At 69.0% G+C, this 14,253-nt stretch carries 11 protein-coding genes; 7 read left to right on the forward strand and 4 right to left on the reverse strand.

The features are described from left to right. Positions 1-8: 8 nt before the first annotated feature. The 4 genes from ASG43_RS02750 to ASG43_RS02765 form a co-directional block, all read right to left on the reverse strand. On the reverse strand, positions 9-1,028 hold the full coding sequence (locus tag ASG43_RS02750; RefSeq protein ID WP_056499875.1) for a TRAP transporter substrate-binding protein: 1,020 nt from the start codon (positions 1,026-1,028) through the stop codon (positions 9-11). Positions 1,029-1,108: 80 nt separating this feature from the next. Further along, on the reverse strand, positions 1,109-2,983 hold the full coding sequence (locus tag ASG43_RS02755) for a TRAP transporter large permease subunit (protein WP_056499877.1): 1,875 nt from the start codon (positions 2,981-2,983) through the stop codon (positions 1,109-1,111). Positions 2,984-3,324: 341 nt separating this feature from the next. Then, entirely contained in the window at positions 3,325-4,131 is an 807-nt protein-coding gene (locus ASG43_RS02760; RefSeq protein WP_056499879.1) for an SDR family NAD(P)-dependent oxidoreductase, read from the reverse strand. A 10-nt stretch (positions 4,132-4,141) separates the two neighbouring features. Next, positions 4,142-5,317, reverse strand: a complete 1,176-nt coding sequence (locus ASG43_RS02765) for a 3-hydroxyisobutyryl-CoA hydrolase (protein WP_156386366.1) — start codon at positions 5,315-5,317, stop codon at positions 4,142-4,144. 187 nt (positions 5,318-5,504) lie between these two features. On the opposite strand from ASG43_RS02765, the gene ASG43_RS02770 reads away from it, so the two are divergent. From ASG43_RS02770 to hutH, 7 genes are all read left to right on the forward strand, one after another. Continuing rightward, on the forward strand, positions 5,505-6,596 hold the full coding sequence (locus ASG43_RS02770) for a LacI family DNA-binding transcriptional regulator (RefSeq protein WP_156386368.1): 1,092 nt from the start codon (positions 5,505-5,507) through the stop codon (positions 6,594-6,596). A 105-nt stretch (positions 6,597-6,701) separates the two neighbouring features. Continuing rightward, complete coding sequence (locus tag ASG43_RS02775) at positions 6,702-7,766, forward strand: sugar ABC transporter substrate-binding protein (protein ID WP_056499886.1); 1,065 nt, start codon at positions 6,702-6,704, stop codon at positions 7,764-7,766. 157 nt (positions 7,767-7,923) lie between these two features. Continuing rightward, positions 7,924-8,748 carry an ATP-binding cassette domain-containing protein gene (locus tag ASG43_RS02780; RefSeq protein WP_056499888.1) on the forward strand — a complete coding sequence of 275 codons (825 nt, stop codon included), beginning with the start codon at positions 7,924-7,926 and terminating at the stop codon, positions 8,746-8,748. Further along, the gene (locus ASG43_RS02785; RefSeq protein WP_056499889.1) at positions 8,745-9,992 is read left to right on the forward strand and encodes an ABC transporter permease; all 1,248 of its coding nucleotides are present in this window, start codon (positions 8,745-8,747) and stop codon (positions 9,990-9,992) included. Before ASG43_RS02780 ends, ASG43_RS02785 begins: the two co-directional genes overlap by 4 nt. 106 nt (positions 9,993-10,098) lie before the next feature. Continuing rightward, positions 10,099-10,827 carry an SDR family oxidoreductase gene (locus ASG43_RS02790; protein WP_056499891.1) on the forward strand — a complete coding sequence of 243 codons (729 nt, stop codon included), beginning with the start codon at positions 10,099-10,101 and terminating at the stop codon, positions 10,825-10,827. Positions 10,828-10,915: 88 nt separating this feature from the next. Further along, positions 10,916-12,550 carry an FGGY-family carbohydrate kinase gene (locus tag ASG43_RS02795; protein WP_056499893.1) on the forward strand — a complete coding sequence of 545 codons (1,635 nt, stop codon included), beginning with the start codon at positions 10,916-10,918 and terminating at the stop codon, positions 12,548-12,550. An 84-nt stretch (positions 12,551-12,634) separates the two neighbouring features. Further along, complete coding sequence (gene hutH, locus ASG43_RS02800) at positions 12,635-14,167, forward strand: histidine ammonia-lyase (RefSeq protein ID WP_056499894.1); 1,533 nt, start codon at positions 12,635-12,637, stop codon at positions 14,165-14,167. Positions 14,168-14,253: the final 86 nt, after the last annotated feature.

The following is a 14,253-nucleotide window of genomic DNA, read 5'->3' on the forward strand; positions in this document are numbered from 1 at the left end:
TGTCCGCGTCAGCTCAAGGAGCGGCCGACGGCGGACTCGAGAATCGCCCAGGCCTCGTCGCCGTACTTGCCCTTCCACTCCGAATAGAAGCCGGCGGAGCGGAGCTTTTCCTGGAAAGGCTCTGCATCCGGCGTGTTGAAGGACATGCCATGGCCTTCGAGCTCGCCGCGCAGGGTCTCGTTCAGCGACTCCACGTCCTGGCGCTGCAGCATGGCGGCGGCGTTGAAGTTCGTCTCGACGATCTGCTGCAGGTCTTCCGGCAGCGCCTGCCAGGCGCGACGGTTCTTCAGAATCCAGAAGCCGTCCCACATGTGGTTCGTCATCGAGACGAACTTCTGAACCTCGAAGAGCTTGTGCGTGGAGAGGATCGCGAGCGGGTTCTCCTGCCCGTCGACGACGCCGGTCTGGAGCGCGGTGTAGACCTCCGCGAAGTTGATCGAGGCCGGAGCCGAACCGAAGGCCGAGAACATCGAGGTCCAGAGCGGGCTGACGGGAACGCGGATCTTGAAGTTCTCGAGATCGGCCGGCGAGCCGATCGGCCCCTTGGAGGACGAGACCTGGCGGAAGCCGTTCTCCCAGATCTTCTCCATGGTAAGGAGACCCTTCTTCTCGATCTCGGCCCGGACATAGGCGCCGAGCGCGCCGTCCATGGCCGGCCAGACCTTGGAATGATCGGGGAAGGCGAAGCCGATGCCGGACAGCGAGGCGTTCGGCACGAAGGTGGAGAGGATGATCGGCGAGAGCGAGAAGAATTCGACGCCGCCCGAGCGGACCTGGCTGAGGACGTCCGTGTCCGCGCCGAGCTGGCTGGACGGGAAGATCTGGATCGCGACGCGGCCCGAGGACTGTTCCAGGATCTTGTCCACCGCCTCCTTGGCGCGCACGTTCATCGGATGCGACAGCGCCTGGTTGTTGGCGAACTTGTAGTTGAACTCGGCGGCATGGGCCGGCCGCGTGCGGATCGCGAAGGTGGTCGCGATGCCGGCGGCGGCCGATCCGAGAAGGAGCGAGCGGCGATTGAAAGTCATGTCGGGTTTCCTCCGGGGGGTCTGAACGTTGGTTTTTCTTGTCGTTGCGGCAGGCTTCGGCTCGTCGGGCTCGGGGGTCCTCAGAGCAGGAAGGTCGAAAGCGCAGGCACGAAGGCGATGATGAAGAGGCCGACGAGAAGCGCGCCGATATAGGGCCAGATCGCGCGCATCACCTCGTCGGGCGAGCCGTTGCCGATCTTGCAGGCGATGTAGAAGCCGATGCCGATCGGCGGCGCCATCATGCCGATGTTCATCGCCGTCACCGCGACCATGGAATAGTGGATGTCGTTGATCCCGAGGCTCCGCGCGACGGGAAAGAGGATCGGCGCCATGAGGACGATCGCGGGCAGGCCCTCGAGCACGCAGCCGAGCACGAGGAAGATCGCCATCGAGACGAGCATGAAGCTCACCCAGCCGCCGGGAAGGCCCTGCACGGCGGCGACGAGGCTTCCCGCGAAACCCGATTGGGTCAGCGCCCAGGCCATGGCCGAGGCGGTGCCGAGGATGAGAAGGATCGCGCCGGACAGCGCGGCGGTTTCGACCAGCATCGACCACATGCGCCGGGGCTGGATGCCGCCATAGACGATGATGCCGACGACGATCGCATAGAGAACGGCGATGGTGGAGACCTCGGTCGCCGTGGCGACGCCCCCGCCGACCGCCGAGCGGATCAGGAAGGGCAGGACGAGCGCGGGCGCGGCGACGACGAGCGCCTTTGCGATCGTGGCGAACGGCGCGCGGCGCACGTCGTCCATCCGCTCGCGCGTCGCCTTCCAACGCGCCAGAAGCGCCAGCACGACGAGAAGCAGCATCGCGATCACGAAGCCGGAGGTGAAGAGCCCCGCGATCGAGACGCCCGCCGCCGAACCGAGGACGATGAGCACGATCGAGGGCGGCACCGTGTCGGCCATGGCCGCGCCGGTGGCGAGCAGCGCCACCATTTCCTTCGGCTTGTGCCCGCGCCGCTTCATCTCGGGAAAGAGCGCCGGCGCGACCGTCGCCATGTCCGAGACCTTCGAGCCGGAAATGCCGGAGACGAGGAAGAGGGATCCGAGGAGGACGTAGGACATGCCCGCCTTCACGTGACCGAAGAGCGAGGCCAGGAACTCGACGATCGCCCGCCCCATGCCGGTGGCGTCGAGGACGCAGCCGAGCAGCACGAAGATCGGCACCGACAGGAGCACGATCGAGGACATGCCCTCGTCCATCCGCCCGATCATCACCATGGTCGGCACCGAGGTCGCGAAGGTGAGATAGCCGAGCGTCCCGAGCCCGAAGCAGAAGGCGATCGGCACGCCCATCGCGAGAAGAAGCCCGACGACGCCGACGAGAAAGACGACGAGGCTCCAGTTGCCCATCGCGACGAGAAGCGGCGAGGCCAGCCAGAAGAGCCCGACGCAGACGGCCGTGGCGAGAAGCGACCCCACGACCACCGAGGCCCGGGCGCCGCGAAATGCCGTGACGAGCGCCATGACCAGCATCAGGAGCACGCCGATCGGCAGCGCCGAAGCGCGGTAGCTCAACGGGATGTTCAGCGCCGCGGAGGTCACGTAGCCCTCCTCCGACGCGTATTCGTAGGCCGGCATCAGCATGGCGCCGAGAAAGGCCGCGACGAGGAAGAGACCGAACGTTCCGACGAAGCCGCGCAGGCGCTCGGGCAGGAGATTGAAGAACAGCGTGAGGCGCAGATGCTCGCCCCGGTCGATCGCCATGGCGGAGCCCAGCATGGCAAGCCAGAGGAAGGAGATCGAGGAGACCTCGTCGATCCAGATGATCGGCAGCGAGAAGACGTAGCGCGACACGACGCCGGCGAGCAGAAGCCCGATGATCCCGACGAGCAGCAGTGCCGCGGCGATCTCGACCGGCAGCATCCACCGCGAGCGCGAATGCGACGCCGCACCGTCGAGACCGGCGGTCAGGGGGTCGAGTTCGGCGACGTCGTGGACGAGGGTCATGTGCTTCCAGCCTCCCGAGGAGCGCCGTCGCATGCTCGATGCGGGACGCGGCACGATCGGGAGAATCGGACGGCAGGACGACCGCTCGCGACGACGAGCTGCCCGTCACGGCCTCTCATCGCTCCTCCCGGTGGTGGATGGATCCAGGTCCACCACCTGTCGCGGCGGTCCATTGGATGGATCTCTGATGCCGTCGACGCCGTCGTCACTACCGCAAGAAAACGGATCCTCGCAAGTGTAAGCGTTGCTTGCGGTCGAATTATTGTCGATCTCGATCCACATCGTGGACCTGGAATCGTGCCCGTCGTCTGGTCGCCGGTCCTGATTTCCGATCGAAGAGCTCAGCCGGGCAGGCTGCCCGACACGGTCACATGCAAGCCCCCGTCGACCGGCAGTTCGATGCCCGTGATGTACTTGGCTTCGTCCGAGGCGAGGAAGACCGAGGCCCATGCGATGTCCCAGCCGTCGCCCTGGCGCTTCATGGGTGAAAGCGCGTCGCGCTTGGCCCGCATCTCGTCGGCCGAGCCGTAATAGCCGGCGATCTGGCTGGTGATGTGCGGCGTGTCCATCACGCCGGGCAGGATGGCGTTCGCCCGGATGCCCTTGCCCGCATATTCCACCGCGACGGCGCGGGTGAAGTGGTTCAGCGCGGCCTTCGACGCATAGTAGGAGACATAGGGGTAGCCGGTCCAACGGATGGACGCGAGCGAGGAGATGTTGACGATCGCCCCCTTGCCCTGGCGTTCCATGATGGGCAAAACCGCCTTGCAGGCGAGGAAGACGCTGGTGAGGTTGACGTCCATCACGCGGCGCCAACTCTCCTCGGTCGCCTCGGCCGCGCCGCCGGGCAGGTTGATGCCGACATTGTTGTGGAGGACGTCGATCCGTCCGAACCGTTCCATCGTGGCGGCGACGACCGCCGCGATCTCGGCGGCGACCGTGACGTCGGCGGAGAGAGCGAGGCCCTCGCCGCCCTCGGCCTCGATGACGGCGAGCGTCGCCTCGGCGGCGGCGAGCTTGATGTCGACGCAGACGACCTTGCCGCCCTCGCGGGCATAGGCCACGGCCGCGGCCTTGCCGTTGCCCCAGCCCTCCGCGACCGAGCCGGCGCCGAGCACGAGCACGACCTTGTTCTTCATGCGATCCATGGTGGATCTCCTAGTGATGGGCGGGCGGACGATCCGCTCTCGCGAAGACGGGATCGGGCGTTCCGGCGATCGGCGAGAGAACCCGGTCGATGTCGAGATCGGCGGCGCCGTCCCCAGCCGAGGGCCAGCGCGGCCGGCGATCCTTGTCGATCACGGCGGCGCGAACGCCCTCGTAGAAATCCTCGACCGTCAGGCAGTGGCAGGCGGCGCGGAACTCGCGCACGAGGCAATCCTCCAGCCGGTTCGACGCGGCGCCGAGATCGAGCAGCGTCTCGGTCAGGCGGAGCGAGAACGGAGAGCGCGTGGCAAGGAGCGCGCATGTCTCGGCGCCGAAGGATTCGGAGGGATGGCCCGGCCCGATCTTTGCGAGCACGGCCGCGGCAGCGGCCGCGCCGCCGGCGGTGAAGGCGACGCGGATCGTCTCGGCCTGCGCGGCGAAGAGGCCGGGCGCGGGCTCGGTCGCGAAGGACGCGATGACGGAACGGACGTCGGCGTTCGAGGCGGGAACCGACAGCGCCGCGAGCGCGGCGGCGAGTTCGCCAAGCCGCGCTGCGGGAACCTGCGCGTCGGCAAGGCCCGCCGCGATGACATCGGCGGGCCCCACGGTGTTTCCGGTCAAGGCGAGGTAACGGCCGAGACCGCCGGGGGAACGCGGCAGGCGGAACGTCGCGCCGACATCGGGCAGGAAGCCGATCCCCACCTCGGGCATGGCGAAGCGCGTGCGCTCGGTGACGACACGGTGCGCGACATGCATCGAGAGACCCGCGCCGCCGCCCATCACGATCCCGTCCATCAGCGCGACGACCGGCTTGTCGGCATGGGCGAGGTCGGCGATGAACGCGTATTCCTCGCGCCAGAAGGCCTCGGCCTCGCCACTGGCGGACCGTCCGCTCGCATGGACCGCGCGGATGTCGCCTCCGGCGCAGAACCCGCGCGGTCCCGCCCCTTCGAGGGAGACGACACCCACGTCGGGATCGCCGAGAAACCCGTCGAAGGCCGCCTGGAGTTCCCGGATCATCCGAAGGTTCAAAGCGTTCAGCGCCTGCGGCCGGTCGAGGACGAGGCGTCCCAGCCCGCCTTCCCTGCGCCGGATTACCGTCTCGTCCGCGTTCATCCTGCCCCCCAGCGCCCGCTCCTCCTCCGGAGCCGCACCCTCGCAGTTCACCGAATGCGCAGGCTTCGTCAACCGTCGGAGGTCTGTCCGCTGTCACGGATGAGAAGCGATCCGACCGACCGAGGCGGCTTCCGTCCCGCATGCTTCGAACGGCGACGTGATCTGTCGTCAACCCTACGATCCCCCTTGCGCCCCCTCCAAATCCCCTGTAAATCGATTTTCAGTAAATCGATTTACAGCGTTGGGAGGCGCCGTCGACGTGAGCAAGGACCGCATCTCGATCAAGGACGTGTCCGCGCTCGCCGGGGTTTCCGCCGCGACCGTCTCGAACGTCTTCAGCGGTCGCAAGCCCGTCAACCGCGACCTGCAGGAGCGCGTCCGCAAGGCCGCCAGCCAGCTCGGATACCTGCCGGACCGCGCCGCCTCCCAACTCCGCTCCGGCCGCACCAACGTCGTCGCCGTGCTCGTTCCCGACCTCACCGACACGTTCTTCGCCACCATCGTCACGCGGTTCGAGGCCCTGGCGCAGGCCGACGGCTACGACGTCATCGTGGCGAGTTCGCGCGATACGCCGGCCATCGAGGCCTCCCGCCTCGAAGCACTGCTCGCCTTCCGTCCGGCGGGCATGATCGCGGTGCCCTGCTCCAACGAGGTTCCCGAAGCCCTGGCCGCCGAAGCCCAGCGCATGCCGGTCGTCCTCGTCGACCGCGTCGCCCTGCCCTGCACCGTCGCCGATACCGTGACCATCGACAACCGCGATGCCGGCGCGGTCGCGGCGCGTCACCTCGTCGAGCACGGCCATCGCGACATCGTCCTCGCCGCCTCGCGGATGAGCATGTCCCCGATCGAGGAGCGTGTGCAGTCGGCCGCCGACCACATCCTGCGCGAAACGGGGCGACATGCGACGATTCTCGAACTCGGCACCAATGTCGACGAAGGCACGGCCATCTTCGCGCGCTGGCTGGAGCGGCACGACGTGCCGGATGCCGTGCTCGCCTCGACCAACGTCACGACGCTGAGCGTCCTGTCCACCTTCGCCGCCTTCCGGATCGCCATTCCCGACCGCGTCTCGATGATCGCCTTCGACGACGATGCCTGGATGCGCGCCCGCAACACCGGACTGACGGCCATCCGCCAGCCGGTCGAGGAGATCGCCGAAGCCGCCTGGGACCGCCTGCGCCTGCGCATGCGGGAGGGAGTCTCGACGCCGCCGGTCTCCATCGTGATGAATGCCGGTCTCGTCGTGCGCTCCTCCGTCGGCCAGCGCATCCCCGAGACCGCCGCTCTTGCGCTTCGAGCGTCTCCGCGTCCCGCGCCGGCATCCGCCGCGGCGGACGAGCCGCTGCACTGACGAGATCCACCAGATTCGCCGACATGTCCGGGAGAACGAGACATGAGCGGACGAAGCCCGGCCCAACCCAGCGGCCGAACCAGAACCGAAACGGGAGGACTTCCAATGATCCGCACGAACGCCATCAGGACCGGACTCGCGACGCTCGCGATCTCCCTTCTCGCCGGCACCGCGGCGCACGCCCAGGCCGCCGACCTCGAGGGCACCGTCGCCTTCCTGATGCCCGATCAGGGCTCCACGCGCTACGAGCAGCACGACTTCCCCGGCTTCAAGGCCGAGATGGAGAAGCTCTGCCCCAAATGCACGGTGATCTACCAGAACGCCGATGCCGACGCCTCGCAGCAGCAGCAGCAGTTCAACTCGGTCATCTCGCAAGGGGCCAAGGTCGTCGTGCTCGATCCGGTCGATTCCACGGCGGCGGCCTCCCTGGTGAAGCTCGCGGAAAGCCAGGACGTCAAGGTGATCGCCTATGACCGACCGATCCCGACGACGCCGGCGGCCTATTACGTGTCCTTCGACAACATGGCGATCGGCAAGTCGATCACGGATTCGCTCGTCGCCCATCTCAAGGCCAAGGGCGTGCCGACCACCGAGGGCGGCGTTCTCCAGATCAACGGATCGCCGACCGACGCGGCCGCGGGCCTCATCCGCGACGGCATCCATGCCGGACTGAAGGACAGCGGCTACAAGACGCTCGCCGAATACGACACGCCGGAATGGGCGCCGCCGAAGGCGCAGGAATGGGCGAGCGGCCAGGTCACGCGCTTCGGCGCCGACATCAAGGGCGTCGTCGCGGCGAACGACGGCACGGCCGGCGGCGCGATCGCGGCCTTCAAGGCGGCCGGCATCGATCCCGTCCCGCCCGTGACGGGCAACGACGCCACGATCGCCGGCCTCCAGCTGGTCATTTCCGGCGACCAGTACAACACGATCTCCAAGCCGAGCGAGATCGTCGCCGCCGCCGCCGCCAAGGTCGCCGTCCAGCTCCTCGCCGGCCAGACCCCGGAGCCCAAGACCACGCTCTACGACACCCCGTCCGAGCTCTTCGTCCCGATGGTGATCACGGCCGAGAACCTCAAGGCCGAGATCATCGACAAGAAGATCGCGACCGCCGCCGAACTCTGCACCGGCCGCTACGCGGAGGGCTGCAAGACGCTCGGCATCGAGTGAGCCGAGAACCCCGGCGGTCCGAGGGCCGCCGGGGTTCCTCTTGCGGACGCGGCGACGGTCTCATGGCCCGCCGGCAGCGCCGCACCGCGTCCTCGCTGACCGAGCGTGCCCCCACCCGCGCCGACGCATTCCATCCCCTTCGAAAGGCCCGCCCGCCATGTCCCAGGCATCTCCTCCACGGCCGCCCCGCGGCGAGCTCGTGCTCGGCCTCAACGGCATCTCGAAGAATTTCGGCGCCGTTTCCGCGCTGACCGACATCGACCTGGAGCTTCACGCGGGCGAGGTCGTCGCCCTCGTCGGCGACAACGGCGCGGGCAAGTCGACGCTCGTGAAGGTTCTGGCCGGCGTCCACCAGCAAACGTCGGGAACCATGACCTTTCAGGGCCGGCCCGTCACGCTGACGAGCCCGGGCGCGGCGCTCGAGCTCGGCATCGCGACGGTCTTCCAGGACCTCGCCCTCTGCGAGAATCTCGACGTCGTCGCCAACATCTTCCTCGGCCAGGAGATCAGCCCCTATCATCTCGACGAGACCGCGATGGAGGTCCGCGCCTGGACGCTTCTCAACGAGCTCGCCGCGCGCATTCCGGACGTGCGCGACGTCGTCGCCTCCCTGTCCGGCGGACAGCGCCAGACGGTCGCCATCGCGCGCTCGCTGCTTCTCAATCCGAAGGTCATCATGCTCGACGAGCCGACCGCCGCGCTCGGCGTCGCACAGACGGCGGAGGTCCTGAACCTCATCGAGCGCGTGCGGGCCAAGGGCCTCGCCGTCCTGATGATCAGCCACAACATGGAGGACGTTCGCGCCGTCGCCGACCGCATCGTCGTCCTCAGGCTGGGACGCAACAACGGCGTCTTCACGCCGGACGCCTCCAACGAGGCGCTGATCGGCGCCATCACCGGCGCGACGGACAACGCGGTGTCGCGCCGCGCCGAACGGCGGCAGGCTGCGGCCGTCCTGCACAACGAAGGAGCAAGGGCATGAGCGACGGTTCCAAGGCTCCCGCCCTCCTCGACCGCAGCGATAGCCGCGTCGCGCACGCCTCGGGCGTCTCGGGCACGCTGAAGGCCTTCTTCGAGCGTGTGCGCTCGGGCGACGTCGGCTCGCTGCCCGTCGTCGTCGGCCTCATCCTCATCTGGACCGTCTTCACCGTCCTCAATCCGGTCTTCCTGTCGGCGAACAACCTCGTCAACCTGCTCTTCGACTGCTCGACCATCGGCGTCATCGCGCTCGGGATCGTCTGCGTCCTGATGCTCGGCGAGATCGACCTGTCCGTCGGCTCGATGAGCGGTGTCGGCTCCGCGCTGGTCGGCGTCCTCTGGGTGAACGAAGGCGTTCCGCTCGTCATCGCCATCGCCGGCGCCTTGCTGCTCGGCGCGATCGTCGGCTTCCTCTATGCGACGCTCCGCACGCGCCTCGGCATGCCGAGCTTCGTCTCGACCCTGTCCGGCCTCCTCGCGTTGCTCGGCCTCCAGCTCTACATGCTCGGCAACACCGGTTCGATCAACCTGCCTTACGGCTCCTTCGCGGTCGACTTCGGACAGCTGATGATCATGCCGGACGCGGTCTCGCTCGCGCTCGCCGTCGTTCCCGGGATCGTCGTCCTCGTCATGGGCCTGCGCACCCGGGCGCGGCGCCAGGCCGCCAACCTTTCCGCCGGCTCGCTTCCCGGCCTCGCGCTGAAGGCGGCGATCCTTACAGCGGGCCTCGTCGCGATCGTCCTCTACCTCAATTCCGGACGCGGCGTGCCGTGGATGTTCGGCCTCTTCGTCCTCCTCGTCATCGTCATGAACTACGCCTTCACGCGCACCCGTTGGGGTCGCTCCATGACCGCCGTCGGCGGCAATGCGGAAGCCGCGCGGCGCGCCGGCATCAACGTCGCCGGCATCTACGCCTCGGCCTTCGTGCTCTGCTCGATGTTCGCCGCGCTCGGCGGCGTCCTCTCCTCGGCCCGCCTCGCCTCCGCTAGCCAGCAGGCCGGCACGGGCGACGTGAACCTCAACGCCATCGCCGCCGCCGTCATTGGGGGCACCAGCCTCTTCGGCGGGCGCGGCAGCGCCTGGTCGGCGCTTCTCGGCATCATCGTGATCCAGTCGATCGCGAGCGGCCTGACGCTCCTGAACCTGTCGTCCTCGCTTCGCTACATGATCACCGGCGGCGTGCTCGCCATCGCCGTCATCGTGGACAGCTTGGCGCGCCAGTCCCGCGTCTCCCACGGCCGCGCCTGACCCGCGCCACCCTCCCCGCGCGGGATCCGCCCGCGCGCCCCTTTCCGCTGCGCCGATCCCGGGCGATCGCACCGGCGCGCATCGATCATCTCCGAGGAGACCGACCATGAAACAGGATCTGACGGGCAAGGTCGCCGCCATCACCGGCGGCGCCTCCGGCATCGGCCTCGCCTGCGCCAAGGCGCTGGTCGACGCGAAGGCCCGCGTCTTTCTCGTCGACCGGTCCGAAGAGCGGCTTGCCGCCGCCGCCGCCGAGCTCGGCGAACTCGCGACGCCCCTCGTCGTCGACGTGCTCGACCCCCAGAGCGTCGATCGCATGATGCCCGCCATCCTCCAATCGGCCGGCCGGCTCGACATCTTCCACGCCAATGCCGGGGCCTATGTCGGCGGCGAGGTCATCGAGGGCGATCCCAACGCCTGGGACCGGATGCTGAACCTCAACATCAACGCCGTCTTCCGTACGATTCATGCGGTCCTGCCGCACATGGCGGAGCGAAAGTCCGGCGACATCATCGTCACCAGCTCGATCGCAGGGCTCGTGCCCGTCGTCTGGGAGCCGATCTACACGTCCTCCAAATTCGCGATCCAGGCCTTCGTCCACACGCTGCGCCGTCAGGTCATCAAACACGGCATCCGCGTCGGGGCCGTCGCGCCGGGACCGGTCGTGACCGCCCTCATCGCCGATTGGCCGCAGGCCAAGCTCGACGACGCCAAGGCGAACGGCAGCCTGATGGAGGCCGAGGAGGTCGCCGACGCCGTGATCTTCATGCTGACGCGCCCGCCCGGCGTCACCATCCGCGACATGGTGATTCTCCCGACGAGCGTGGACCTGTAAGACCGACGCGAGACGCTCCCCGGCTTCGGCGGCGCCAGCCGCGTCGCCGAAGCCGCCGGCGGGCACCGACCAGAACGGGATATCCTTCATGAGCGACCATTTCATCGGCATCGACGTTGGCACCGGCAGCGCGCGGGCCGGGCTCTTCGACGCGGCGGGACGGCTCGCCGCCGCCGCCAAGCGCCCGATCCGGATGTGGCGCGAGGCGGGCGACATCGTCGAGCAGTCCTCCGAGGACATCTGGCAGGCGATCTCGGCCTGCGTTCGCGAGGTCGTGGAGACCGGCGGCGTCGCGTCCTCCGACATCCGCGGCCTCGGCTTCGACGCGACCTGCTCGCTGGTCGTGCTCGATCCCGACGGCCGGCCGCTCGCCGTCGGGCCGAGCGGCGATCCCGCCCGCAACGTCGTCGTCTGGATGGACCACCGCGCGATGGACCAGACCGCCCGGATCAACGCCACGGGCCACGGCGTCCTCGACTATGTCGGCGGCACGATCTCGCCGGAGATGGAAACGCCGAAACTGCTCTGGCTGAAGGAGAACCTGCCGGAGACCTTCGCGAAGGCCGGCCACTTCTTCGACCTCGCGGATTTCCTGACCTTTCGCGCGACCGGGGCGCTGGAACGCTCGGTCTGCACGGTCACCTGCAAATGGACCTATCTCGCCCACGAGAACCGCTGGGACCGCGGCTATTTCGAGACGATCGGCCTCGGCGACCTCGCCGCGAACGACTTCGCCCGCATCGGTTCGCGCATCGTCGATATCGCGACCCCGCTCGGACGAGGATTGACCGACGAGGCCGCGCGCGATCTCGGCCTGTCCCCCGGCATACCCGTCGGCGCCTCGCTGATCGACGCCCATGCCGGCGGCGTCGGAACGCTCGGCTCGGCGACGGCCTCGGGCGAGCCCGGCGATCCCGCCACCGAACTCGCGCTGATCATGGGCACCTCGCTCTGCTCGATGGCGCTGACGCGCGAGCCGGTCTTCGTCGACGGAGTCTGGGGCCCCTATTTCGGCGCGATGATGCCGGGCTACTGGCTTCTGGAAGGCGGGCAGTCCGCCTATGGCGCGGCGCTCGACCATCTCCTCGCCTCGCACCCGGCTCACGCCGCAACGCTCGCGGCGGCCTCGGGCGCGGGCGTCACCATCTTCGACCGCCTCGAGGCCAACGCCATCCGCATCGCCGGCTCGATCGAGGCCGCGGCCCGGCTGAGTGCGAACCTCCACGTCGTGCCCGAACTGCTCGGCAACCGCGCGCCGGAAGCCGACCCCCACGCGACGGGCGTCGTCGCGGGCCTGACGCTGGCGGCGGACGAGGACGACCTCACGCGCCTCTTCGTCGCGACGCTCTGCGGCCTCTGCTACGGCACGCGCCAGATCATCGAGGCCAACCGCGAGAAGGGCGTGTCCTTCGAGACGATCGTCGTGTCCGGCGGCGCCGCGCGCTCCGAACTCCTGCGCCGCATCCTCGCCGATGCGACGGGGCTGAAGGTCGTGCTGCCCCAGACGGCGGAGCCGGTTCTCCTCGGGGCGGCGATGCTGGGAGCCGTCGCCTCCGGCGCGCAGCCCAGCCTCGCCACGGCCGCCGCCGCCATGTGCCATCGCGGCGCGACGGTGGACCCGAACGGCGGGGAAGCGGGCTTCCACGCGGCGAAATACCGGGCCTTCCGGATCCTCCAGGAGAGCGAGCGGACGATCCGGGCGCTCTTCGCCGGGACCCTCTGACCGGCTTCAGTTCGTCGCAAGGCCATGCGAAGACCGTCGTCCGGCCGGCAACGCCGCCGACCGGACGAGAGGGCTTCTTCCGCCATGACGCCGACCATCACGCTCGATGCCCCCCTGTCCGCCGCCGGCATCGCCGCCGTCGCGGACGGCGCGGACCTCGTTCTGTCGGCAGCGGCCCGCGAGCGGATCGTCCGGGCGCGCTTCATCGTCGAGGCGCTGGTCGAGCAGGGCATCCGCGGCTACGGGATCAACACGGGCGTCGGCGCGCTTTCCGACATCGTGATCGATCGAGGCCTTCAGCGCGCGCTGTCGCGCAACATCGTCTTCAGCCATGCCTGCGGGATCGGCGCTCCGCTCGGCCGCCGCGAGACCCGCGCCGTCATGGCCGCGCAGATCGCCAATTTCGCCCATGGCGCATCCGGCGTGCGGATCGAGATCGTCGAGACGCTTCTCGCGCTGCTTTGCGCCGATCTCCTCCCGGTGATCCCGTCGCGCGGCTCCGTCGGCTACCTCACCCATGCCGCCGCGATCGCCCTCGTTCTTCTCGGCCACGGCGCGGTCCTGGCGAGAGACAAGCGGATGACGGGAACCGAGGCGCTGGCCGCCGTCGGGCGGACGGCGCTGGTGCTGGAGGCCAAGGAGGGTCTCAGCCTCGTCAACGGCACGCCCTGCGCGACCGGCCTCGGAGCCCTCGCCGTCTCGCGGGCGCGGCACCTCTTCGCCTGGGCGGATGTCGCGGCGGCGATGGCTTACGAGAATCTCGGCGCACAGGCGGACGCGTTTGCCGCCGAGACGCTGTCGCTGCGGCGTTCGCAAGGACTGGCCGATGTCGGCGCGACGCTGCGCGATCTCCTGTCGGGAAGTCCGCGTCTCGCCGAGACCACCGGACGACGAACGCAGGACCCGCTCAGCCTTCGCGCGATCCCGCAGATCCACGGCGCGGCGCGCGACGCGCTGACCGACGTCGCGGCGGTGGTCGAGCGCGAACTCGCCAGCGTCACCGACAATCCTGCCGTCGCCGGCACGCCCGAAGCGCCGAGGATCCTGTCGCAAGCCCATGCCGTCGCCGCCGCGCTCGGCCTTTCCCTGGATGCGCTCGGCGTCGCCGTCGCGCAGATGGCCGCGATCTCGGAACGGCGGATCGACCGGTTGGTGAACCCTCTGGTGAGCGGCCTTCCCGCCTTTCTCGCCGTGAGCGACGGCGTGGCCTCGGGCTACATGATCGCGCAATACACGGCCGCGGCGCTCGTCGCCGAGAACCGGGGCCTCGCCGCCCCCGCCAGCCTCGGCGGCGGCATCACCTCCGCGCTGCAGGAGGACATTCTGACCCATGCGACGCCCGCCGCGACGAAGGCGCTCGCTCTCCTCGACAATCTGCGGGACGTGCTGGCGATCGAGCTTCTCGCCGCGGCGCAAGCCTACGACCTCCAGCCGGAGGAGAGACGCGCCGCGCCGCGCATGCAGGCGGTCCGGCGGCGCATCCGGGCTCTCGCGCCGCTCTATGCCGACGACCGGCCGATGAACGAGGACATCGCGGCGGTCGCGGCCTTTCTGGAGGTGACAGAGGCCGGGGACGCGACGCGATCGGCGGGCGAACGGGACGCACCCTCCGCCTGATCGTCCGTTCGGCTTCCATCACGAGAGATGTGGCTTGCTGCACCGCAGGGCCTGTGCCAGTCCGATACCCGTGATCCCACCGGAAA

The sequence above is a fragment of the Aureimonas sp. Leaf454 genome (genome assembly GCF_001424685.1).
GTDB lineage: Bacteria > Pseudomonadota > Alphaproteobacteria > Rhizobiales > Rhizobiaceae > Plantimonas.

Excerpts from the sequence above, each read along its gene's own strand:
- ASG43_RS02750 (WP_056499875.1), bottom strand. The coding sequence starts at position 1,028 with ATGACTTTCAATCGCCGCTCGCTCCTTCTCGGATCGGCCGCCGCCGGC.
- ASG43_RS02755 (WP_056499877.1), bottom strand. The coding sequence starts at position 2,983 with ATGACCCTCGTCCACGACGTCGCCGAACTCGACCCCCTGACCGCCGGT.
- ASG43_RS02760 (WP_056499879.1), bottom strand. The coding sequence starts at position 4,131 with ATGGATCGCATGAAGAACAAGGTCGTGCTCGTGCTCGGCGCCGGCTCG.
- ASG43_RS02775 (WP_056499886.1), top strand. The coding sequence starts at position 6,702 with ATGATCCGCACGAACGCCATCAGGACCGGACTCGCGACGCTCGCGATC.
- ASG43_RS02780 (WP_056499888.1), top strand. The coding sequence starts at position 7,924 with ATGTCCCAGGCATCTCCTCCACGGCCGCCCCGCGGCGAGCTCGTGCTC.
- ASG43_RS02785 (WP_056499889.1), top strand. The coding sequence starts at position 8,745 with ATGAGCGACGGTTCCAAGGCTCCCGCCCTCCTCGACCGCAGCGATAGC.
- ASG43_RS02790 (WP_056499891.1), top strand. The coding sequence starts at position 10,099 with ATGAAACAGGATCTGACGGGCAAGGTCGCCGCCATCACCGGCGGCGCC.
- ASG43_RS02795 (WP_056499893.1), top strand. The coding sequence starts at position 10,916 with ATGAGCGACCATTTCATCGGCATCGACGTTGGCACCGGCAGCGCGCGG.
- hutH (WP_056499894.1), top strand. The coding sequence starts at position 12,635 with ATGACGCCGACCATCACGCTCGATGCCCCCCTGTCCGCCGCCGGCATC.